16 protein-coding genes and 1 tRNA gene are annotated in these 24,022 nt (G+C 34.1%); all 17 read left to right on the top strand.

Annotation, left to right across the window (positions count from 1 at the left end; translation table 11 throughout):
* The first annotated feature begins 144 nt into the window (after positions 1 to 144).
* Positions 145 to 1,302, top strand: a complete 1,158-nt coding sequence (locus tag LG651_RS04595; RefSeq protein WP_226694969.1) for a homogentisate 1,2-dioxygenase — start codon at positions 145 to 147, stop codon at positions 1,300 to 1,302.
* A gap of 45 nt (positions 1,303 to 1,347) precedes the next feature.
* Positions 1,348 to 1,590, top strand: coding sequence for a four helix bundle protein (locus LG651_RS04600; RefSeq protein WP_317197708.1), 243 nt, complete (start codon positions 1,348 to 1,350; stop codon positions 1,588 to 1,590).
* Between the two features lie 153 nt (positions 1,591 to 1,743).
* Positions 1,744 to 2,907, top strand: coding sequence for a 4-hydroxyphenylpyruvate dioxygenase (gene hppD, locus LG651_RS04605; protein ID WP_226694970.1), 1,164 nt, complete (start codon positions 1,744 to 1,746; stop codon positions 2,905 to 2,907).
* Between the two features lie 210 nt (positions 2,908 to 3,117).
* Positions 3,118 to 3,894: a DUF3108 domain-containing protein gene (locus LG651_RS04610; protein ID WP_226694971.1), complete on the top strand. Its 777-nt coding sequence runs from the start codon at positions 3,118 to 3,120 to the stop codon at positions 3,892 to 3,894.
* A gap of 9 nt (positions 3,895 to 3,903) precedes the next feature.
* The gene (locus tag LG651_RS04615) at positions 3,904 to 4,821 is read left to right on the top strand and encodes a tryptophan 2,3-dioxygenase family protein (RefSeq protein ID WP_226694972.1); all 918 of its coding nucleotides are present in this window, start codon (positions 3,904 to 3,906) and stop codon (positions 4,819 to 4,821) included.
* Positions 4,803 to 6,095 carry a peptidoglycan DD-metalloendopeptidase family protein gene (locus LG651_RS04620; RefSeq protein WP_226694973.1) on the top strand — a complete coding sequence of 431 codons (1,293 nt, stop codon included), beginning with the start codon at positions 4,803 to 4,805 and terminating at the stop codon, positions 6,093 to 6,095. The genes LG651_RS04615 and LG651_RS04620 overlap by 19 nt, the downstream gene beginning before the upstream one ends.
* A 6-nt stretch (positions 6,096 to 6,101) precedes the next feature.
* Complete coding sequence (gene pgi / locus LG651_RS04625; RefSeq protein WP_226694974.1) at positions 6,102 to 7,721, top strand: glucose-6-phosphate isomerase; 1,620 nt, start codon at positions 6,102 to 6,104, stop codon at positions 7,719 to 7,721.
* A gap of 178 nt (positions 7,722 to 7,899) precedes the next feature.
* Entirely contained in the window at positions 7,900 to 10,446 is a 2,547-nt protein-coding gene (locus tag LG651_RS04630; protein ID WP_226694975.1) for a TonB-dependent receptor, read from the top strand.
* Positions 10,447 to 10,458: 12 nt separating this feature from the next.
* Complete coding sequence (locus tag LG651_RS04635) at positions 10,459 to 12,132, top strand: hypothetical protein (RefSeq protein ID WP_226694976.1); 1,674 nt, start codon at positions 10,459 to 10,461, stop codon at positions 12,130 to 12,132.
* A 73-nt stretch (positions 12,133 to 12,205) separates the two neighbouring features.
* The gene (locus LG651_RS04640) at positions 12,206 to 12,988 is read left to right on the top strand and encodes an endonuclease I family protein (RefSeq protein WP_226694977.1); all 783 of its coding nucleotides are present in this window, start codon (positions 12,206 to 12,208) and stop codon (positions 12,986 to 12,988) included.
* A 184-nt stretch (positions 12,989 to 13,172) separates the two neighbouring features.
* Positions 13,173 to 17,558, top strand: a complete 4,386-nt coding sequence (gene dnaE, locus LG651_RS04645) for a DNA polymerase III subunit alpha (RefSeq protein WP_226694978.1) — start codon at positions 13,173 to 13,175, stop codon at positions 17,556 to 17,558.
* A 280-nt stretch (positions 17,559 to 17,838) separates the two neighbouring features.
* Positions 17,839 to 18,156, top strand: coding sequence for a thioredoxin (gene trxA, locus LG651_RS04650; protein ID WP_044625275.1), 318 nt, complete (start codon positions 17,839 to 17,841; stop codon positions 18,154 to 18,156).
* Between the two features lie 81 nt (positions 18,157 to 18,237).
* The gene (locus LG651_RS04655; protein ID WP_226694979.1) at positions 18,238 to 18,780 is read left to right on the top strand and encodes a ClpP family protease; all 543 of its coding nucleotides are present in this window, start codon (positions 18,238 to 18,240) and stop codon (positions 18,778 to 18,780) included.
* A 147-nt stretch (positions 18,781 to 18,927) separates the two neighbouring features.
* Positions 18,928 to 19,857 carry a DUF58 domain-containing protein gene (locus LG651_RS04660; RefSeq protein WP_226694980.1) on the top strand — a complete coding sequence of 310 codons (930 nt, stop codon included), beginning with the start codon at positions 18,928 to 18,930 and terminating at the stop codon, positions 19,855 to 19,857.
* 77 nt (positions 19,858 to 19,934) lie between these two features.
* Positions 19,935 to 20,008, top strand: a tRNA-Asp gene (locus tag LG651_RS04665).
* Positions 20,009 to 20,330: 322 nt separating this feature from the next.
* On the top strand, positions 20,331 to 21,545 hold the full coding sequence (locus LG651_RS04670) for a site-specific integrase (protein ID WP_226694981.1): 1,215 nt from the start codon (positions 20,331 to 20,333) through the stop codon (positions 21,543 to 21,545).
* Positions 21,546 to 21,593: 48 nt separating this feature from the next.
* Entirely contained in the window at positions 21,594 to 24,014 is a 2,421-nt protein-coding gene (locus LG651_RS04675; RefSeq protein WP_226694982.1) for a DEAD/DEAH box helicase family protein, read from the top strand.
* The last annotated feature ends 8 nt before the right edge of the window (positions 24,015 to 24,022 follow it).

Raw genomic sequence — 24,022 nt, forward strand, 5'->3', positions numbered from 1 at the left:
TGTTTCTTCACTTTCTTATCAAGAGAAATCCTAAGTAATTTGTACACTTTTCCGTATCTTTATAACACCAACAATTAAATAAGTTATCCAATACTAATTTCAGGATTACTTTCAATATCTAATTTATTAAAATTATTAGAAGCTATGCCTTTTTACCACCAATTAGGAAGCATTCCGCGTAAACGCCACACACAATTCCGAAAAAAAGACGGAAGTCTGTATTACGAGCAGTTGTTTGGTACCATTGGTTTCGACGGTATGTCCACCAATTCCTATCACGAGCATAGACCAACAATGGTCAAGGAAATAGTAAAACAATACAGTATTGCGCCAAAAATTGCCAAAGAAAATAACATACAATCCTATCGATTTAGGGGCTTTCAAGTAGCACCCGAAAACGATTATTTAAACAGTCGAAAAGTAGTGCTTACCAATACAGATTGTAATATTATTTTAGCAGCGCCACAAGAATCAACCAAAGACTATTTCTATAAAAATACCGATGCAGACGAAGTAATTTTTATCCATAAAGGAACCGGGAAATTACGCACTATGTACGGTAATCTCGATTTTTCGTACGGAGATTATTTAGTAATTCCACGCGGAATTATTTATAAACTCGATTTTAACGACCAAAACAACCGTTTGTTTATTGTCGAATCTTATCGACCGGTATATACACCGAAACGCTACCGGAACTGGTTTGGACAGTTATTAGAACATTCACCATTTTGTGAGCGAGATATACGCAGGCCTCAAGAATTAGAAACCCACAACGAGTTGGGCGATTTTACCATAAAAGTAAAAAAACAAGACGAAATTATAGAAATGGTCTATGCATCACATCCTTTTGATGTGGTGGGTTACGACGGATACAATTATCCGTATGCCTTTTCCATTCACGATTTCGAACCCATTACAGGACGCGTGCACCAGCCGCCACCAGTACATCAAACTTTTGAAACCGATGCCTTTGTAATTTGCAGTTTTGTACCGCGTTTGTACGATTATCATCCGCAAGCCATTCCTGCGCCTTACAACCATAGCAATATCGATTCCGACGAGGTTTTGTATTACGTAGATGGCGATTTTATGAGCCGAAACGACATCGAAGCCGGCCATATTTCCTTGCATCCGGCAGGGATTCCGCACGGGCCACATCCGGGAGCCACCGAGCGTAGTATAGGTAAAACCAAAACCGAAGAATTGGCAGTAATGGTCGATACTTTTAAACCGCTAAAAGTAACCGAAGAAGCCATTAAAATTGCCGATAACGATTACTTTAAATCTTGGCTCGAGTAGAAGAAGTTGATTAGAAAAGAGATAAAAGAAAAGAGAGAAGAGAGGATGAAAAGGCACAATTATAAAAATCTTAAAATTTGGAGTTTAGGAATTGAAATTGTTGATGAAGTTTTCAAAATTACAATTGACTTTCCAAAGGAAGAAAAGTTTGGGTTAGTATCGCAAATAAATAGGTGTTCTGTTTCTGTACCAAGTAATATTGCAGAAGGTTCGTCTAGAACGGATAAATCTTTTTCTCATTTCATCGATATTTCTCTAGGTTCATATTTGAACTGGAAACACAACTAATAACCGCATTCAAAAGAAATTATATAACGAAAGAACAATTAACAATATTTGAAGAAAAAATAGCAGAATTTCAAAAAATGACTATGAGTTTTCAAAACAAGCTCTAAAGTCTCATTTCTCTTCTCTCTTTTCTTTATTCTAATATTCATACAAATGAGTAAAAAGGAAATAAAATCAGTAAACTACGGTTTAGAAAAAATATTTGAAGGAGCACAAGATTTCCTACCACTGTTAGGAACGGATTATGTAGAATTTTATGTGGGTAATGCCAAACAAGCTGCTCATTTCTACAAAACGGCATTTGGCTTTCAATCTTACGCTTACCGCGGATTAGAAACTGGCGCAACCGATTCAGTAAGTTATGTGTTAAAGCAAGACAAAATCCGATTGGTATTAACTACGCCCTTAAATAGCAAATCGCCCATAAACGACCATATTGTAAAACACGGAGACGGCGTAAAAGTAGTCGCACTTTGGGTTGAAGATGCCAGAAAAGCCTATGAAGAAACTACATCACGAGGTGCAAAATCGTACTTAGAACCCATTGTTGAAAAAGACGAACACGGAGAAATAGTACGTTCTGGAATTTATACTTACGGAGATACAGTGCATATTTTTGTTGAGCGTAAAAACTACAACGGAGTATTTATGCCTGGTTTTGAGGCGTGGAATTCCGATTACAATCCACCATCAGCAGGATTAAAATACATCGATCACATGGTAGGAAATGTAGGTTGGAATCAAATGAATACATGGGTAAAATGGTACGAAGATGTTATGGGGTTTGAAAACTTTTTATCTTTTGATGATACGCAAATTCACACCGAATATTCCGCCTTAATGAGTAAAGTAATGTCTAACGGAAATGGGCGAATTAAATTCCCAATTAACGAACCTGCCGAAGGTAAAAAACGTTCTCAAATAGAAGAATATTTAGATTTTTACGAAGGTGCAGGCGTACAACACATCGCTGTTGCAACAGATGATATTATAAACACCGTAACCCAATTAAGAAATAACGGTGTTGAATTTTTATCTACGCCACCCGAAGAATATTACAAAGCGGTTCCAGGGAGATTAGAAGAATTCAGTCACGAGTTAAGGGAAGACATCGAAAAACTAAAAGGCTTAGGGATTATGATTGACGCCGACGAAGAAGGCTATTTATTACAAATTTTCACTAAACCTGTAGAAGACAGACCAACATTGTTTTTTGAAATTATTCAACGAATGGGGGCACGCGGATTTGGCGCAGGAAACTTTAAAGCTTTGTTTGAGTCTATTGAACGCGAACAAGCAAAACGAGGCACGTTGTAAAGTATAATCTTAGACGTCAGTTTTAAAAATTGAAGTTAGCACGAATAATTGAAAGTGTTTTTTTGTTAAATCGTTTAAATTAAACGTTAAGACTTTAGTTAATAAAAAAGTAGTGTGGAGAAATTTTATATTTTTGGAATGGTAATTGTAATTTCTCAAATACAATAAAATTTTTTAAAAGAAGTTACAAAGAAAACAGCCCTTTATATCATGAAAAAATTATTGCTATTAATAATTACAATTGTTGCTTTACCAAAATTAAATGCGCAAGAACCCGCGTTTGATACTGGTGAGTGGTTTAAGTTTAAAATGAGTTACAGCGGCTGGATGAAAGCCGGAAATGCAACTTTAAAAGTAAACCAAACGAAGTTAAATAACAAAGAGGTATTTCATGTGGTTGGTAAAGGTTGGACTACAGGAATGATTAAGTGGGTGTTTAAAGTTGAAGATAGGTACGAAAGCTATTTCGATAAACAAAGTTTAGTGCCCTACAAGTTTGTTAGAAAAATAGACGAAGGCGGTCACACTAAAGATATTGTAATAAATTTCGATCAAGAAAAAAACAAGGCACATGTTAATAATATAAAGCATAAAACAAAAAAAGTGTTTGATACCGAGCCTAATATTCAAGATATGGTGTCAACTTTTTATTACCTCCGAAATAAGTTAGATACCAGTGTAATGAAACCGGGAGATGAAGTGCGAATTGATATGTTTTTCGACGAGGAAAATTATGGTTTTAAGCTTAAATATTTAGGTGAAGAAATTATAGAAACCGAGTTCGGCGATATTGAGTCTTTAAAATTTCGTCCGTATGTAATGGCCGGTCGTGTTTTTAAAGAAGAAGAAAGTTTAACACTGTGGGTGTCTAAAGATAAAAATAAGTTACCTTTGCGTATCAAAGCCGATTTAGCCGTAGGTTCGTTACGAGCCGATTTAGAAGCTTTTAAAGGCTTAAAACACCCGTTTAAAATAGTTGTTAATTAATTACAGGCCTTGAACTCCAAAATAAACAATCAACTTAAAGAAAAATACGATAGTATAAACCAAGACGTCGATACACATCTTGAAGGTTTGTTACACAGTAAACCTATAAACTATTGGGATTATATTCAAACCGACGCGCTGCTAAGTCTTCAAGTGCAACGTACTGTTTTTCCAGACGAGAATGTGTTTATAATGTATCATCAAATTTCCGAACTTTTGTTCAAAATGATACTTAGCGAAATAGAACAGTTGGCTAAAACCGAGCATATTTCAGTTGATGTTTTTACCGATAAGATAATGCGCGTAAGTCGTTATTTCGATGTGCTTACCTCGTCATTCAGCATTATGAAAGACGGTATGGATATTGAGCAATACAATAAGTTTAGAACCACATTAACGCCTGCTAGCGGGTTTCAAAGCGCGCAATATCGTAAAATAGAGTTTGCTTCAACCGAGTTAATTAATTTAATTGATAACCGTTTTAGAAAAACAATAAATAAAAACTCATCGTATGAGCATGCTTTCGAGCATTTGTATTGGCAAGCCGCAGGAAAAGATTTTAAAACAGGTAAAAAAACATACACTTTAACAGCTTTTGAAGCGCGTTATAAAGAGGAATTTATTAGATTTACTAAGTTTTATCAATTTAATAATTTGTATTCTAAATTTAAATCGCTTCCGCCAGAAGCCAGAGAATACAAACCACTAATTGATGCCATGAGGCATTACGACTATACTGTTAATATAAAGTGGGTTATGGCTCATTATACAACAGCAAATCATTATTTAAACATTGGAGGAAAAACAGCCGAAGCTACCGGAGGTAGTGAGTGGGTAAAATACATGCATCCTAAATATCAAAAACGAATATTTTTTCCAGATTTATGGACAGAAAACGAAATAGCAACATGGGGAACAAATTTGTAATAGTATTAATTGCAATAATTTGTTTTGTAGGTTGTAAAAATGAAGTTGAAAAACCTGAAACCGAAAACAACGAATTAGCAGTTGTTGAAAAACCAGTAGAGCCAGAAGAATTTGGCTTTAAATTAAACGATTACATTGTAAAACGCGATACTGTGCGTAAAGGTGATACCTTCGGGATAATTTTGGATAGAAACCACGTTGAGTATCCTAAAATATTTCAAATTGCCGAAAAAGCTAAAGATACTTTCGATATTAGAAAATTGCAACTTGGCAAACCCTATACTTTATTGTGTGCCAAAGATTCTATAGAAACACCACAAGCCTTCATTTATCAGCCTAATAAAGAAGATTATGTAGTTATTAATTTTAAAGATTCTATTCATGCCTTTAAAAGCAGTAAGCCAATAACGTATGTTGAAAAGGTTGTAACGGGAGTTATTAATAGTAGTATTTCCGAAACTTTAGATGCTCAAGGTGTAAGTGCGGTTTTAACCAATATGTTAGCCGATAATATTTATGCTTGGACCATCGATTTCCGTAGATTACAAAAAGGTGATAGATTTAAAGTTATTTATACCGATAAGTATATTGATGATAGTATTTACACCGGTGTTCACGATGTTAAAGCAGCTTATTTCGAGCATAATCACGAACCATTTTATGCCTTTCAGTTTGAAACAGATTCTGTAAAAGGTATTATTGATTATTTTAACGAAGATGCCAAAAATTTACGTCGTGCTTTTTTAAAGTCGCCAATAGAGTTTGGAAGAATTTCTTCTAGATATAATTTAAACCGTCGTATTGCGTATTACGGTTATAAATTACGCCCACATAAAGGAACTGATTTTGCTGCACCTGTAGGTACACCAATTCGGGCTACCGCAAATGGAACTGTAACCGAGTCTACAAGACGTGGTGGAAATGGTAAGTTTGTTAAAATTAGGCATAATGCAACCTTCGAAACCCAATATTTGCACATGAGCAAACGCTTAGTAAAAGCAGGGCAATTTGTAAAACAAGGTGATGTTATAGGTTTAGTTGGTATGACAGGAAATACAGGAGGTCCGCATGTGTGTTATCGTTTTTGGGTAAATGGGAGACAGGTCGATCCGTTTAAGCAAAAATTACCAGAGGCCAAACCAATATCAGATTCTTTAAAAGCAAAATATCTAGATTTTATTAAACCAATAAAGTATAAACTAGATAATATCTTTTTTGAGCCCGAAATTGATGAACAGCCTGAACAAACTGTAATAACGCAAGCAAATTCATAACAAACAATGGCATTACCAACAGTCAATCCAACTACTACAAACGCTTGGAAAAAACTTCAAGCACATTTCGAAGATGTAAAAAGCATGCATATGAAAGAGTTATTTGCTCAAGATGCAGACCGAGCAAATAAAAATTCTATTAAATGGGATGATTTTTACGTGGACTTTTCAAAAAATAGAATTACCGACGAAACCTTAGGTCTTTTATTAGAGCTGGCTGATGAGGTAAAACTTAAAGAAGCAATAGCGAGTCAGTTTTCTGGTGAAAAAATTAATAAAACTGAAGGAAGAGCTGTATTGCATACCGCATTACGTGCACCTAAAGACGCTCAGTTTTTTGTTGATGGCGAAAATGTAATGCCGGAAGTTTATGAGGTTCAAGAAAAAATAGAGAGTTTCACAAATAAAGTTGTGAACGGAGAATTAAAGGGGTTTACTGGTAAGTCGTTTACACATGTTGTAAATATTGGTATCGGCGGATCTGATTTGGGGCCGGCCATGGTTGTTGATGCGCTTCAATATTACAAAAACCAATTAACTACATATTTTGTTAGTAATGTTGATGGCGATCATGTAAACGAAGTTATAAAAAAGTTAGATCCAGAAACAACGTTGTTTGTTGTAGTGTCTAAAACCTTTACTACGCAAGAAACGCTATCTAACGCAAATACTTTAAAGTCGTGGTTTTTACAATCGGCTACCGAGGCAGACATTGCAAAGCATTTCGTGGCAGTATCAACAAATCTTGAAAAAGTAAAAGATTTCGGTATCGACGCAAATAATATTTTCCCAATGTGGGATTGGGTTGGTGGTCGTTTCTCCTTATGGAGTGCTGTAGGTTTATCTATTAGTTTAGCTGTTGGTTATAAAAATTATAGTAGTTTATTGTTAGGCGCTTATAAAATGGATGAACATTTTAAAACTGCCGATTTCGATAGTAATATCCCAGTAATTTTAGCCTTAATTAGTGTTTGGTATAACAACTTTTTTGGAGCCGAAACCGAAGCTATTATTCCATATTCGCAATACCTAAGCCAGTTTGCAACATATTTGCAGCAAGGTATTATGGAAAGTAATGGTAAAAGTGTAGATAGAAATGGAAATGCTATAGATTACCAAACCGGAACGATTATTTGGGGAGAACCAGGAACAAATTCGCAGCACGCATTCTTCCAATTAATACATCAAGGAACAAAATTAATTCCTGCCGATTTTATTGGTTTTGTTGAGTCGTTACATGGTAATACCGACCATCATGATAAACTAACGTCCAATTTTTTAGCTCAAACCGAAGCGCTACTTAATGGTAAAACGGAAGCTGAGGTAGTTGCAGAAGGCACTCAAGAAGCTATAATTCCATTTAAAGTATTTCAAGGAAATAAGCCAACAAATACCATTTTTGTAAAAAAGCTTACTCCAGAAAGTTTAGGAAAACTTATTGCTATGTACGAGCATAAAATATTTGTACAAGGAATTGTCTGGAATATATTTAGCTACGATCAGTTTGGAGTGGAGTTAGGAAAGCAGTTAGCTAATAAAATTTTACAAGAATTTAACACTTCAGAAGTGAAGTCTCACGATTCATCAACTCAAAATTTATTGAAATATTATAAGTGTTTTAAATAAAACGCTGCGTTTTATTTACTAAAAAACTTACAAAGCTCACTATTTTTTAAGGAAATAGTGAGCTTTTTTTTGCTCGAATAGTCATTTTCTTAACGGTTTGTTAATATTGGATGGTATATAATGCGTATTTTTGCAGCGACTAATTTCAAAAGTAAATAATTAATTCTTTTTTAAAATTATGAGAAAATTCACTCAAAATTTATTAATGGCTGTAGCTTTATTGTTTGGTGCGGTTGTTATGGCACAAAGTACTATAACAGGTACGGTGTTGGAAGCTGGAACAGATATTCCATTACCAGGTGCAAACGTTATTGAAAAAGGAACCACAAATGGAGTTGTAACAGACTTTGATGGTAACTTTACAATAAAAACAAATGAGTCTTCAGGAGAACTTGTTATCTCTTATGTTGGCTACACTTCCAAAACAGTAGCTTATTCTAGTGCTAGTTTAGGAAACATTTATTTAGAATCTAGCCAAGTAGGTCTTGATGAGATTCAAATTATTGCTTCTGTAGCGGTAGATAGAAAAACACCGGTGGCGGTGTCTACTGTAAAATCTCAGGATATCGAATTAAAGTTAGGGTCTCAAGAGTTTCCTGAAATTTTAAATTCGACACCTGGTGTTTATACCACAAAAACTGGTGGTGGTTATGGTGATGCTAGTGTGCGTATTAGAGGTTTTCAATCTGAAAATGTCGCTGTGATGATTAATGGTATTCCTGTTAACGATATGGAAAATGGTGCTGTTTACTGGTCTAACTGGGCTGGTTTAGCCGATGTTACTTCTACAATGCAAGTGCAAAGAGGGTTAGGAGCTTCAAAGGTTGCTGTACCTTCAATTGGTGGAACTATTAACGTTATTACTAAAACTTCGGATGTTGAACAAGGTGGTAATGTAATGACTTCAATTGGTAACGATGGTTATCAAAAATATGGTTTAACATACTCAACCGGGTTGTTAGACAATGGTTTTGCTGCAACTATTTCGGCTGCAAGAACCCAAGGAGATGGTTATGTTGATGGAACTGAATTTAATGGCGTTTCTTACTTTTTAAACTTATCTCAAGAATTTAACGATGCCCATAAATTGGCGTTTACCATTTTTGGTGCTAAGCAACGTCACGGACAACGTCAAAATAGACAATTGTTAAAAACTTATGCCAATAGCGAAAGCGGTAGAAAATTTAATGCCGATTGGGGATACAAAAACGGTCAGGTTACGCACCAAGAAGATAACTTTTATAACAAACCTCAAATGTCTTTAAATCACTATTGGGATTTTAACGACAATACAAGTTTATCAACAGTGGCATATGCTTCTTTTGGTTCTGGTGGTGGCGGTGGTACCGCTGGCGACGCTAGTAAGTTTACCTTCAACGAATTTGGATATAGCGATTACCGTGTTGGATTATACGGACCAATTAATTTCGATAAAATTGTAGAAGAAAACATTGCAGCAGGTGCCAATGGTTCTGAAACTATTTTAAGAGCTTCGCGTAACGACCATAATTGGTATGGTGTTTTATCTACTTTAAAAACAAATTTAACCGACGATTTAGTATTATTAGGAGGTTTAGATTTTAGAAACTATAAAGGTATTCACTTCCAGGAAGTAACCGATTTATTGGGAGGTCAATTTCATATAGACGATAGTGATGTAAACAATCCTAATAAAGCTACCAGAGTAGGAGATAAAAGAAGTTACTATAACGATGGCTTAGTTGGTTGGTTAGGTGCTTTTGGACAATTAGAATACGATGTTAACGAAAATTTAAATACATACTTATCTCTTGCTGTATCTAACACTGGTTATAAAAGAGTAGATTACTTTAATTATTTAGATAGCGACCCATTACAAGAAACAGATCGTTATAACTTTTTAGGTTATAGTATTAAAGGTGGTGCTAACTACAGATTGGATAGTAACCATAATGTATTTGCTAATATTGGTTATTTTGAAAAAGCTCCAGATTTCGATGCTGTATTTCAAAATTTCGATAACGAGCATATTAATGCCGATGCCGAAAACCAAAAAATTACAAGTTTCGAGTTAGGTTATGGTTTCCGTAGCGAAAAATTAGCAGCTAATGTTAACTTATACAGAACAACGTGGAGTGATAGAACCGAAACAGCAAGTTTCCAACAACCAGATGGTAGTAATGCATTTGCAAATATTTTAGGAGTAAACGCTGTGCACCAAGGTATCGAGGTAGATTTTAAATATAAAGCTACCGATAAATTAAATATTACTGGTATGGCTTCTTTAGGAGATTGGAGATGGGATAATAACGTAACCGATGTCGATATTTTAGATGAAGATCAAAACGTTGTAGAAACTGTAAATTTATTTATTGAAGATTTACACGTTGGTGATGCTGCCCAAACTACAGCAGCATTAGGAGTAAATTATAGTATTACACCAGAAACTAAAGTATTTGTAGATTATACTTACTTTGGAAACTTATATGCAGAATTTGACCCAAGTGACAGAAATGACCCTACTGTAACTACCGATGCTTATAAATTACCAGATTACGGTTTATTTGATGCTGTTATTACTCATAGTTTTGATTTTGGATATTTTGATGCTACCTTAACTGCAAGAATGAATAATATTCTTGATACAGAGTATTTTACTGATGCTTTTGATGGAGATGTAGACGAAATTGTAGGTTACTATGGTTTTGGTAGAACATTTTCCTTAGGTGCAAAAATCAAATTTTAATAAAAAAAGAAAATGAAAAAAATAGTTTATTTATTCAGCTTAGTTGCAGCCACAGTTTTTGTAGGTTGTAATCCTTTAGAAGACGTTCATCAAGAACTTGCAGATCAAGATAATCTTGAAAACAAAATTGTTGATACAGGTATTGAGTATACCTTGACCGATGAAGATTATGAAGAATTAGAACTAGACTATTCTAGCTTTAACTCTGCAGATCAAGCTAACTCATTAATTCCAGTTTTATTATCAAGCAAATACCCTTATTTAGATGCGGGTTCGCAAGCATATGTAACCTACAATTGGTATAGAGGATATCCTTCAAACTCTTATGAGTTAGATGGAGATGATTACAGTAATCCAGATTATACTGGTTTTCCAGAAGGCGAAGATGATGCAGTTGTTTTAAGTACTGTTACTGCTGCCGTTGGAGCTTCTTTTACAAGTCCTAGTGAAGGTGATGTAGTTTTTGCAACCTATAATTTTTATACTGTCGCTGATGCCGACAGTTATTACGAGGCAGATTTAAGAGTAGAAGCCGATTATAATACTTATGAAGCAATAAATGTTTCTGGAGACCAAGAGTGGTATTACCAAACTTATGGTGCTACAATGAATGGATATAGTGGTGGTACAGATTATGCTAACGAAGATTGGTTAATCTCTGCTGAAATTGATTTAACAGATGTTACAGATCCAGGATTAACAGTAACTCAAATTTTAAATTATTTAGATGGAGATATTTTATCTGAAGTTTTAGTATCTAAAGATTACACCACAGGTGGCGATCATACGGCTGCTACTTGGGAAGCTTTAACATTAGCTCCGCTTCCAACAGGAAGCTCTTGGGATGCTGTTGCAAACAATGAGTATGATTTATCTGCATATGCAGGTGAAACTATTCACTTAGCGTTTAAATACGATTACGAAGCTGGCGATACACCAACTTGGGAAATTACTGAAGTTTTAATTAAACCGTTCGGTATCGATACAGAAACTATTTATGAGGAATCAGGAATGTTTTTAACCTATAACGGTACTGCTTGGGAGTCTGCGACAAATGCAACTTACATTGTAGATGCCGAAGATTATGATGCTATGGGTGAAGCTAGTGGGCAACCAGGTAGTTATAATAACTTTAGTTCAAGTATATCGTCAGACGATTATATACCAACTTATTTAGGGTTAAAATTCCCTTACGTTACCGAAGAAGATGCAACTATGTTTGTAGGGTATTTGTATTATTCTTCTAGTGCTGGTGCTGTACAATTTAGATCTGATGCTTTTACTTATGCAAATGGTTCTTGGGCACCTTATGAAACTGAAATTGCTGTAACAGCTCAATATGGTGTAAATTCAGATACAGAGTGGGAGCCAGATAACACCATCGCATATACCTTAACAACGGCCGACTATAGCTTTATAGCTGCTAGCGATGCTTTAGCTGCAGAATATCCAGACGCTGTTGGTAATTTAGATTCATATGGAAACTTCAACAGACAAGGTGGTGGTACAACTTGGACAGACGAAGCTTTATTAAAAGCGTTTAATTTATTATTAGACGAACTAAATCCTTCGGCAGAAGAAGGTCAAAAATACGCACTAAGTTTTGCTGTTTATAACGGTGCTTCTGGTGTAGAAACTTTCTTCTTGATAAAAGAAGGCGGTGCTTGGGTCGTTAATAACCAATAATCACTTTTTTATAAATTAATAAAAACCTCTTACTTTTGTAAGAGGTTTTTTGTCTTAATTAAAATTTTATGTTATGAGTAAATATTTTTACACCATTGTGCTAGGTTTAATGTTGTCTTTAAATGCATGTAGTGGTAGTGACAATAATGTTGGTACAGACGATGATCCTGTTATCGAATTTCAAATTCCAAGTGAATTGGCAGCATATTATTCCGAAGTCGATTTTTCTGCTACTGGAACAACATTGTTAAATGAGCTTCATGAAGTTTCAGAATCAAACCACACTGTTTTGTCTTACGGTGCAAGACACAATTATTTATATAGTATTGATGAAGATGCTGCAAATACCGACAATGTTATTTTAATGTACACAGGAGAATCTAGGTATTGGGAAGAGTATACCTCAGGGAATAACCCTTATAGTCCTCAAACATTCAATACAGAACATATTTATCCGCAATCTTTATTAACTTCAGAAGATGCCGTAACCGACTTGCACCATTTAAGAGTTTGCGATGCCGACGTTAATTCGCAACGTAGTAATTACCCTTATCAAGATGGAGTTGGTAATGCCATGCTTCTTACAGCGTCTTCCTGGTATCCTGGAGACGAATGGAAAGGCGATGTTGCTCGAATGATACTTTATTTGAATGTGCGTTATGGTGAGTCGTTTAATAAAGTGGGCTATGAAGATTTGTTTTTAGATTGGAATGAAGAAGATCCAGTTTCTAGTTTCGAAATTCAACGAAATAACAGAATTGAAGCCGCTCAAGGAAACCGTAATCCGTTTATCGATAACCCGTATTTAGCAACCTTAATTTGGGGTGGCGATGCTGCCGAAAATAGTTGGGAGTAAAATATTAAAACAAAATACAACTGCTTTAGGCAGGCTAAAACGCAACTCAATTTTATTGAGTTGCGTTTTTTTATTGTTTAAAACTCATAACAACTTGCTGTAAAAAAAGCCGAAATTCTACGTATTTTTATAAACTCGTTTTTTCAAACATCAGCTTTACAAATCAATTTATAAATTTTAAGGAATGTACTTAATTTTCGATACCGAAACTACCGGATTACCAAAGCGTTGGGATGCACCAATAACAGATGTCGATAACTGGCCTAGGTGTATACAAATCGCATGGCAATTGCACGATGCTATGGGTAATTGTATTGAAAGTCATGATTATTTGGTGCAACCAGATGGGTTTAATATACCCTACGACGCCGAAAAAATTCACGGTATTTCTACCGAATTAGCAGAAGAACAAGGTGTGCCACTTGCTGAGGTTTTAGAAAAATTTAATATAGCCTTAAGCAAAACAAAATTTGTAGTAGGGCAAAATGTAAAGTTCGATTTAAATATAATGGGAGCAGAATTTGTGCGAGAAGACGTTACAAACCCATTACAAGAACTACCGGTTTTAGATACTTGTACAGAGCACACTGCTCAACTTTGTAAAATACCAGGTGGCCGTGGCGGTAAATTTAAATTACCAACATTAACCGAGTTACACGAGTTTTTATTTAATGAGCCTTTTGCAGAAGCACATAACGCAACTGCCGATGTTGAGGCAACAACACGTTGTTTTTTAGAGCTTATTCGTCTTGAAGAATACACCAAAGAACAACTGGACGTAGAACCCGATTATTTTAAAAATTTCAAGGAAGCCAATCCGCAAGAAATTCAACTTATCGGTTTAAAGCACATTAATCTTAAAAGTGAAAGTGCTAAAATAAGAGCTAAGCTTCAAAAAACTGAAGGATCTCAAATTTCCTCTGAAGAAATAAAACAAAATATTTCCGAATTAAAGGAAGTCGATTTTGTACATCTACACAACCATTCGCAATTCTCGGTGTTACAATCAACCATGAGCATTCCAGATTTGGTTTCGGCCGCAGCATCACATAATATGCCGGCAGTAGCATTAACAGATCATGGAAACATGATGGGTGCTTTTCATTTTATAAATGCTGTAAATAATCAAAATAAAGGTATAAAAGCCGCAATTGAAGCAGCAGAAGAAAATGGAGAAACCACAGATAAAAAACTTATCAAGCCCATTATTGGTTGCGAGTTTTTTGTATGCGAAAACCATTTAGATAAGTCGCGTAAAGACAACGGTTACCAAATTGTATTAATTGCAAAAAATAAAAATGGGTACCACAATTTAGCAAAGTTATCATCGCATGCCTTTGTAAATGGGTTCTATTATGTGCCACGTATCGATAAAAAATTAATACAGCAATATAAAGAAGACATTATTGTTCTAACAGGTAATCTTTACGGAGAAGTGCCAAGTAAAGTATTGAACATTGGTGAGAATCAAGCAGAAGAAGCTTTATTGTGGTGGAAAGAAGAATTTGGCGATGATTTGTATGTTGAATTGATGCGCCATAATCAAGAAGACGAAAATCGAGTAAACACAACTTTGGTTAATCTGGCTAGAAAACACAATGTAAAGCTAGTTGCAACAAATAATACCTATTACCAAAAACAAACCGATGCCAATGCGCATGATATTTTGTTGTGTGTAAAAGATGGCGAAAAACAAGCCACACCAATTGGTCGTGGTCGTGGGTATCGTTACGGTTTGCCAAATCAGGAATATTATTTCAAGTCTTCCGATGAGATGAAGGCGCTTTTTAAAGATTTACCAGATGCCATTGCAAATACCGAAGAAATTTTAAATAAAATTGAAGCCTTTCAGTTAGCTCGTGATGTACTTTTACCTGCTTTCGATATTCCCGATCAGTTTAAACATGAAGAAGATTTAATTGATGGCGGTAAACGTGGTGAAAATGCTTATTTAAAACATTTAGTTTACGAAGGAGCTAAAAAACGCTATGGAGAACCACTTACAGAAGAGGTAACCGAACGACTAGATTTCGAGTTAAGTGTAATTGAAAATACGGGTTATCCAGGATATTTCTTAATTGTTGAAGATTTTATTCGTGAAGCTCGAAAAATGGATGTGTCTGTAGGTCCGGGGCGTGGTTCGGCAGCAGGTTCGGTAGCAGCCTATTGTTTATGGATTACCAACATAGACCCTATGAAGTACGATTTGCTTTTTGAGCGTTTCTTAAATCCAGATCGTATTAGTATGCCCGATATCGATATTGATTTTGATGATGAAGGCCGAAGTCGTGTTATGGACTATGTAATCGAAAAATACGGTGCCAACCAAGTAGCGCAAATTATTACTTATGGTACTATGGCAGCAAAGTCTAGTATTCGAGACACTGCTCGCGTGCTCGATTTACCATTGTTTGATGCCGATAGGATTGCTAAGTTAATACCTAATATGTCTAAACTAAATAAGATTTTTGGTTTAGATGAAAAAGCTTTGGCTGGCAAATTTAGAGCTGAAGAACTTGAAAAAGTAAACGAACTTTTAAACATATCTGAAGGTGCAGATCTCGAAGCTAAAACGGTAAATACGGCCAGAATGCTTGAAGGTTCTGTGCGAAATACAGGTATTCATGCCTGTGGTGTAATTATTACACCCGACGATATTACTAAATTCGTTCCAGTTTCGGTGGCAAAAGATTCTGATTTATATGTTACTCAGTTTGATAACTCCGTAGTAGAATCTGCAGGTTTACTTAAAATGGACTTTTTAGGGTTAAAAACATTAACCTTGATTAAGGATACTGTAAAGATTGTAAAAGCACGACATAACGTACAACTCGATCCAGAAAGTTTTCCTTTAGATGATGAAAAAACATACGAGTTGTTCCAGCGAGGAGAAACCGTTGGGGTGTTCCAGTACGAATCTCCTGGCATGCAAAAACACCTTAGAGATTTAAAACCTACGGTGTTTGAAGATTTAATTGCTATGAACGCCTTGTATCGTCCAGGTCCAATGGAATATATTCCAAGTTTTGTTAGGCGTAAGCATGGCGATGAAGAAATTGAGTACGATTTACCAGCCATGGAAGAATACTTAAAGGAGACTTATGGTATTACAGTTTACCAAGAGCAGGTAATGTTACTCTCGCAAAAATTAGCCGATTTTACCAAAGGTGAAGCAGATATTTTGCGTAAAGCCATGGGTAAAAAACAAATTGTGGTACTCGATAAAATGAAACCTAAGTTTATTGAGCAAGCAAAAGCTAATGGTCATGACGCAAAAATTCTTGAAAAAGTCTGGAAAGACTGGGAAGCCTTTGCTAGTTATGCCTTCAATAAATCGCACTCCACATGTTATGCATGGATAGCCTACCAAACGGCGTATTTAAAAGCACATTACCCAGCAGAATATATGGCCGCAGTGCTATCTAACAACATGAACGATATCAAAACCATCACCTTCTTTATGGAGGAATGTAAGCGTATGAAGTTGGAAGTACTTGGGCCAAGTGTTAATGAAAGTTATTACAAATTCTCGGTAAATAACGATGGAGCGGTTCGTTTTGGTATGGGGGCCATAAAAGGAGTTGGCCATGGTGCGGTTATGACAATTGTTGATAACCGAAAAGAAGACGGAGCGTACAAATCTATATTTGATTTAGCAAAACGTATCGATTTACGAGCTGCAAATAAAAAAGCTTTTGAAAATTTAGCCTATGCTGGCGGTTTCGATTGTTTTACCGATACGCATAGAGCTCAATATTTTCATAAAGAAGGCGATTTAACCTTTTTAGAAATGGTTATTAAGTACGCTCAAAAACATAAGGAAAACGAAAACTCTGCCCAAGTAAGCTTGTTTGGAGAAGCTAGTGAGGTACAAATTGCCGAACCAACCATTCCACCATGCGAAGATTGGGGAACTATGGAAAAGCTATCGAAAGAGCGCGAAGTGGTTGGTATTTATATTTCTGGTCATCCGTTGGATGATTTTAAAACCGAAATGAAAACCTTTTGCAATGCCACAGTAGGTATGTTTAATAATCTAGAGCCATACGTAAACCGCGAACTCGTTTTTGGTGGTGTGGTTACCGATGTGCAACACCGCGTTAGTAAACAAGGTAAAGGCTGGGGTATGTTTACTATTGAAGATTATACCGATAGTTTTGAATTCAGAATTTTTGGTGAAGATTATTTAAAATTTAGGCATTTTTTAATGATTAATAATTTTGTGTTTGTAAAGTCTTTTGTTCGCGAAGGTTGGACAAACAAGGATACTGGTAAAAAAAGCGATCCACGCATACAGTTTAATAGTTTTCAGTTGCTACAAGATGTTATGGAGCAGTATGCAAAAAAACTATCGTTACAATTAGACATTAACGACCTAAAAGAACAAAAAATAACAGCTTTAAAAGAACTGTTTCATTTACACCCAGGAAATCAGTCGCTAACATTTTTGGTTTACGATACTAAAGAAAAAATAAAACTTTCTATGCCTAGTAGAAGGCAAAAAGTAAAAGTAAGCCAAGAATTGCTAGATGAGTTACAAACTATGGATGTAAAGTTTAAACTTAATTAATAAGTTGCGCAAAGGATTGCAGCGGCATCCTTTTTTACAATTTTAAACCTTAAAAGTAGTTTGCAGAAAGGTGTATTTTGCATTTACCTAAAATTGTTATAATTCTAAGGCTGTAAAAAAGATATAGCGAAAAGCCTGGTTTATGCGCCAAAATTTTTATAAAAATAGCTCTAAACAATTAAGTTATAAACAAAACAAATAGTTAGTTTGTAAGCTTTAGAGAAAAAATTGACTAATTTTGTGATGTTAAAAAGATTAAAAACATTTAAAAATATATATTATGGCATTAGAAATAACAGATGCAACGTTTGAAGATACAGTTTTAAAAAGTGATAAACCTGTTTTAGTAGACTTTTGGGCTGCTTGGTGTGGACCATGTAGAATGGTTGGGCCAATTATTGAAGAAATTAGCGGAGAATACGAAGGTAAGGCCGTTGTTGGTAAAGTAGATGTAGATGCTAACCAAGAATTTGCTGCAAAATACGGTGTGCGTAACATACCTACAGTTTTAGTTTTTCAAAACGGTGAGGTTGTTGGTAGACAAGTTGGTGTAGCTCCAAAAAATGCATATACCGAAGCTATTGATTCGTTATTATAATAAATAGACGAAAAAGAAATTTGAAAAAGGTTTACTGTTATGGTAAACCTTTTTTATTTTAGTAAAAATTAAAAAAATAAGATGAGTAAACCAATAAAAGTACAAGATGCTATAGATAGCAAATTGTTAGAAGACAGAAAAGTGTTTTTGTGGGGTCAAGTAGATGATAAATCGGCAAAACATGTAATTGATAGATTAATGTATTTAGATGCTCTAGAAACAAAAGACATTACTTTATATATTAATAGTCCTGGTGGTTATGTAACTTCAGGCTTTGCTATGTACGATTGTATAAAATCTTTAAACAGCGATGTTTCTACGGTTTGTACAGGTTTAGCAGCATCGATGGGGTCGATTTTATTATCGGTTGGAACTAAAGGAAAACGTTTTATACAACAACACGCACGTGTAATGATTCACCAACCTAGTGGTGGTGCACGTGGGCAAGCGAGTGATATTGAAATTACAGCACAAGAAATTATAAAAACAAAGGAATTAAGTGCAAAAATTTTAGCAAATAATTGTGGGCAAGATTACGATAAGGTAATGAAAGATTTTAATCGCGACCATTGGATGGGAGCAGAGGAATCGTTGGCTTACGGTATTGTTGACGGGGTGATATAAGCCCCCTAGCCCCCAGACGGGGGAAATCTTATTCTTTCCGTGTAAAAAGGAAAGTTTAGTTTTAATTAAATTGATTACAATTTAACTTATATGTTTTACCCCATGAGTATTTCCTCCCCGTTTGGGGAGGTTAGGAGGGGCTTCTAGATGAATTTACAAAACGAACTTAATAAAGCAGAAGGTTTTAAAAATTTGGAGCTACTTGCCAAACAAGTAGTCGAGGGTTTTATTGCCGGTATGCATAAAAGTCCGTTTCATGGTTTTTCGGCGGAATTTGCTGAGCATAAAATCTATAATCAAGGTGAAAGTACGCGCCATATTGATTGGAAGTTATTCGCAAAAACCGATAAGCTGTATACCAAGCGTTACGACGATGAAACTAACTTGCGCTGCCATATTATTTTAGATAATAGTAGCTCGATGCATTATCCAAATGTTGAGGTTCAGCAATTAGATACGCTTAATAAAGTAGGGTTTTCGGTATTATCAGCGGCGGCATTAATGCAAATTTTAAAAAAACAACGCGATGCTGTTGGCTTAAGTATTTATAGTGATAATTATGATTACTACGCTCCTGAAAAGGGTAGTGAGCGGCATCATCAAATGTTGTTAAATCATTTAAGTGGAGCTGTAGTTAATAAATCGGTTAGTAAAACAACCGAAACTTATAAGTATTTGCATGAAATTGCAGAAAAAATTCACAGACGTTCTTTAATTTTCTTGTTTACAGATATGTTTCAAACAAGTGAAGATGAAGCTAAATTGTTTGAAGCTTTAAGGCATTTAAAATATAATAAGCACGAAGTGGTATTATTTCATGTTTTTGACGGAGATAAAGAGTTAACATTCGATTTCGATAATAAACCGAAAAAATTTATTGATGTTGAAACAGGAGATCACGTTAATTTATATGCCGATAATATTCGCGAAAGTTATCATGCAGCAGTAGAAAATTATTTTACAGCATTAAAATTGAAGTGTGCACAATACAAAATAAAATACGTTGAAGCCAATATAAATAAGGGCTTTAACGCTGTTTTAAGTGCCTACATGATTGAAAGGCAAAAATTCGGATAAAATTTTTTTAAAAAAAGTTTAAAAAACATTTGACAAATAAAAAAAGGCGTGTATATTTGCATCCGCAATAGCGCAACGGTCTGGTAGTTCAGTTGGTTAGAATGTCGCCCTGTCACGGCGAAGGTCGCGGGTTCGAGTCCCGTCCAGACCGCAAATATTGCTAAAAAGCCTTAATACTTGTTAAGGCTTTTTTTGGCAATAAAAAGAAGTTGTGTTGTTCAGTAAGCCTTGTGTTTACTGAAGGTAGAGGTACCCAATCAAGTTGGGCACTAAACCAATGGAAAGCTTTCCTTTTTTCTTTATTGAAAATTGGGATGCTTTTTTGTTTTGGGGAGTGATTTATTAAATAAATTAGTGCTGAAAACAACAAAAAGGGGTAAAATTCGGGGATATACATTTTTTGAAAAGGGGGTATTCTATCTTTCTGTAAATAAATAAGTTACGATTTTTATTAACTATTAAAACTACTAATTATGCAAATAAATAGGGTGACTATTTTATTTGTTATCTATAAAAGTAGGCAGAGGAAGGATAAAACATCTCCTATTTACTGTAGAATTACATATAAAAAAAGTCGAAAGGAGTTTACAACAGGATATCATATTACCCCAGAAAATTGGGATAGTAAAAAGCAAATAGTAAAACCAGAAGAAGAACAACATAATTTTATAAATACGCAGTTGAGCCTGATCATTACAAAAGTGAATCAGGCTTTTTTATTGCTCCAGGTTAATCAAGTTAATTTTGGGGTAGAAGAGATACATAGACAGTACAGAGGGGAAAATATAAAAGTTGAAGTTGGCTTATGTGAGGTCTATGATTTGTTTTTAAAGTACCTGGAAAAATTAATAGGTAAGGAGTTAAATCAGGATACTTACAAAAAATATGTGGCCTACGGAAAACATCTCCAGAGTTTTGTTAAATGGAAGTATAAAACTAAGGATGTTAAAATAACGTCTATTAAATCCAGTTTTATAGACCAATATGAGTACTATCTTAAAACAGAAAAGAACTTTGCGCAAATAACCTTAAATAAGGTAATACAACGATTTAGACGATGTGTGAAATTTGCTATTGCTGAAGAATATTTAAGTAAAGATCCATTTCTACTTTATAGAGCAAAAAGAGTGAAAAAGGAAGTTGTATTTCTGTCTCAAAGTGAACTTATAAAATTAGAAAATCATACTTTTAAAATTCAAAGAGTTCAACAAATAAAAGATATGTTTGTTTTTTGCTGTTACTCAGGTTTAGCCTTTAAAGAGATGAGCACTCTTAGAAAAAAGGATATTGTAATTGGGTTTGATGCTAAACTTTGGATAAAAATACACAGGTCTAAAACCTCTAGGAGTTATAGTGTGCCATTATTGCCGAAAGCAAAAATAATTGTAGATAAGTACTCCCAAAGTAAAACGGAATACGTTTTTCCGAGGATTTCCAATCCAAAATTTAATGCTTATTTAAAAGAAATTGCAGATATAATTGGTATAAAAATTAATTTAACTCATCATGTTGCAAGAAAAACTTTTGCAAGTACGGTTTTATTATTAAATAATGTTCCAATGGAAGTAGTGTCAAAATTGTTAGGTCATTCTAAAATGCAGACTACTCAGGAGCACTATGGTGAAATTGTGCAAAAACAAATAAGTGAGGAAATTATGAAGCTTAACAATAAACTTGTAAAAAAATGAAAAAATTAACTGTGTTGTAATAAATTTATAGCGCAGTTATTTTTATCCATGAAAGAGAAAAACTTACCTATTGAAGGAATACCTATTGAATATAAAAAAATAAAGCCAGAGGATTTTGATTGTAAATACTATGAAGCAAATCATAATGTTACATTAAAACCAAACGAGGAGGGTTATATTAGTGAGGGGTTATTGCCAGTTCTTGAAAAAGACCTAGAAAAAAAGGATACTACTATAATTAATGCAGGTGTAGGGCAAGGAAAGACAAGAGCTATTTTGAAAATGGTATCAAAGTTTTGTGCTAAAAGTGATTATATCGTAATGATTGCTGTGCCATACAATAGTTTAGTTGAGCAATATGTGGAAGAATGTAGTCAGTATGTAAACAAAGAAGAAATTTTCAATTTAATCAAGTACAGTGAAGTTGATTCTTCTAATGAAAACAGGAATTGGGGATATACGAGTGACGAGGAGATGTTGCCTCTTTCTTCAAAAATAAATCGATATAGTGTCCATGTTATGACAGTTAATGCATTACTTGGAAATCCAGGTGATGGGAATATTTTTATTTCTAGAATAAGGAATGAATATTTTGACTTGTTAAAAACCCATGTTTCCAAATCAGGTAAGAAAATAGTTTGGTTGTTTGATGAAGTTCATGATAGTATTCATAATTTCAAAGAGAATTTTATAATTAACTTATGGCATTATTATGGGTTAATTCATAAAGCATATATAATCAGTGCAACTTTTAATGAAGCTTCAAAAGAAGTTATAAAATATGTTTCTGAGTTTACTGATAGAAATATTAATATAATTGATTCTGAGAGGTTAGCAGTACCAAAAAAGCAAAGTAATTTATATTTAAACTTTTATTCTACAAGAAAAATTGATAGAGAAAAAAAGTTAGTTTATTTAGTTAGGCAACTATTAAAAAATAATAAACCTTTCGATATTTTGGTTTATTCCAGGTCATTGGCTGAGAGTATAATTAGCGCTAATAAAGCACCATCAAATGTAGATACTTTAGGAAAGATTTTGGAAGGCTATAAGCATAGGATTAATCGTTGTTATTCTAATGTTTTTGATGAAAAGGCGAATAAAAAATTTAAAGATGGTAAAAGCACTATTAATATCGGAACTAATTTTAGTACTGGAATAAATATTGAAGAGGAGGGGCATACTTTTATTATTTTGCTTCCTATGGATTTAGACCTGGATTATTTTAATAATAAGGGTGTGTTTACTAATGGTTCAAATATTATTATTCAAGCCTTAGCAAGGCAACGTAAAAAGGGAAATATTCATGTGTTTTTATCTTCTCCAGATACTATTTCGGAAAAAAGTTTACCTCATAAGGATATCGAAATAGAGAAAATATTAGAATGTTTTAAGTTATATCAAAAGAAATATCCAAAAGAAGTTTCATACAGCGATATAAACGCTCAAAATAAAATTCTAGACAACGTTTATGCAAAACTGTTATTAAACACTAAAATAGCTAGAGAAAATATTATTAAATGTAATAGGACAGGTTTAAATAGGTTGTTATACCCTACCGAAGAAATTTTTAAATTAAATCAAGGAGAAAGTTATTTAAATAATGATTTTTTTGGAGGAAGTTTATCAGTTTATGTCTTATGGGCAAGTATTACTAATCAGTTTTTAAATTGCAAATTAGTAGATATAGATGCCGTAAAAACGATAAATTTTGAAAAAGTTAATCTGTTCCAGGAAGTAAGGGATTGGGTTAGAAATGAAATACAAGTTATAAATAAACTGGATAAAAACTTTGCACTTTTTAATAGTTTTTCGGGTTTTGAAAAGTTACAATTTGTTGAATTGTTTTTAAATGATTTTGACATCTATATCGATAATAGAAGAGCTAAACTTGTTGATAGGAATAAAGTTTTTCTAATGACTTTGGTTGAAGTTTTTCTCAGTGTTGAAAATACTAATCTTGCTGGTGCTAAAAAAGAGATGTTTCAATTATATTTAAGATCATGCATTTACCATAGCAATGTATTAGAGCGTGTTGAAGATAGTTTGAAAATTAGGAACATAAGATGCTATGAAGTGTTTAAAAAATGGAACAGATTTAAAACCGTTTTAGAAAATGATGTTATTTTATATAAAGAGAAATCTAAGAAGCTTCCAAGTGATCCCAGTGAGGAGTTTAAACAACTTTTTAAAGACCTGGATTTTAAAAAAGATTTAGAATACTTAATAAATAAGGAGTTTATTCTAGGTAAAGATACTTTTCAATTTAAAAATACTATTACAAAGGCCATACAAAATAAAACACTTATGAATACATTTTATAAATTGACAATATCTGTATGGTATGATTCAAAACTAAATCAAACAACCCAAATGGGTAAAAAGGTTTCTTATTATAATATTATAAAATCTGATATGGATAACCTTCCTAATCTATTATATCTACCATTGTCAGAAGAAACGTTATAACTCGAATT

Source organism: Neotamlana sargassicola (genome assembly GCF_020523965.1).
Lineage (GTDB): Bacteria > Bacteroidota > Bacteroidia > Flavobacteriales > Flavobacteriaceae > Neotamlana > Neotamlana sargassicola.

Coding starts and splice junctions, on each gene's coding strand:
- LG651_RS04595 (WP_226694969.1), top strand. CDS start 145: ATGCCTTTTTACCACCAATTAGGAAGCATTCCGCGTAAACGCCACACA.
- LG651_RS04600 (WP_317197708.1), top strand. CDS start 1,348: ATGAAAAGGCACAATTATAAAAATCTTAAAATTTGGAGTTTAGGAATT.
- hppD (WP_226694970.1), top strand. CDS start 1,744: ATGAGTAAAAAGGAAATAAAATCAGTAAACTACGGTTTAGAAAAAATA.
- LG651_RS04610 (WP_226694971.1), top strand. CDS start 3,118: ATGAAAAAATTATTGCTATTAATAATTACAATTGTTGCTTTACCAAAA.
- LG651_RS04620 (WP_226694973.1), top strand. CDS start 4,803: ATGGGGAACAAATTTGTAATAGTATTAATTGCAATAATTTGTTTTGTA.
- pgi (WP_226694974.1), top strand. CDS start 6,102: ATGGCATTACCAACAGTCAATCCAACTACTACAAACGCTTGGAAAAAA.
- LG651_RS04630 (WP_226694975.1), top strand. CDS start 7,900: ATGAGAAAATTCACTCAAAATTTATTAATGGCTGTAGCTTTATTGTTT.
- LG651_RS04635 (WP_226694976.1), top strand. CDS start 10,459: ATGAAAAAAATAGTTTATTTATTCAGCTTAGTTGCAGCCACAGTTTTT.
- LG651_RS04640 (WP_226694977.1), top strand. CDS start 12,206: ATGAGTAAATATTTTTACACCATTGTGCTAGGTTTAATGTTGTCTTTA.
- dnaE (WP_226694978.1), top strand. CDS start 13,173: ATGTACTTAATTTTCGATACCGAAACTACCGGATTACCAAAGCGTTGG.
- trxA (WP_044625275.1), top strand. CDS start 17,839: ATGGCATTAGAAATAACAGATGCAACGTTTGAAGATACAGTTTTAAAA.
- LG651_RS04655 (WP_226694979.1), top strand. CDS start 18,238: ATGAGTAAACCAATAAAAGTACAAGATGCTATAGATAGCAAATTGTTA.
- LG651_RS04660 (WP_226694980.1), top strand. CDS start 18,928: ATGAATTTACAAAACGAACTTAATAAAGCAGAAGGTTTTAAAAATTTG.
- LG651_RS04670 (WP_226694981.1), top strand. CDS start 20,331: ATGCAAATAAATAGGGTGACTATTTTATTTGTTATCTATAAAAGTAGG.
- LG651_RS04675 (WP_226694982.1), top strand. CDS start 21,594: ATGAAAGAGAAAAACTTACCTATTGAAGGAATACCTATTGAATATAAA.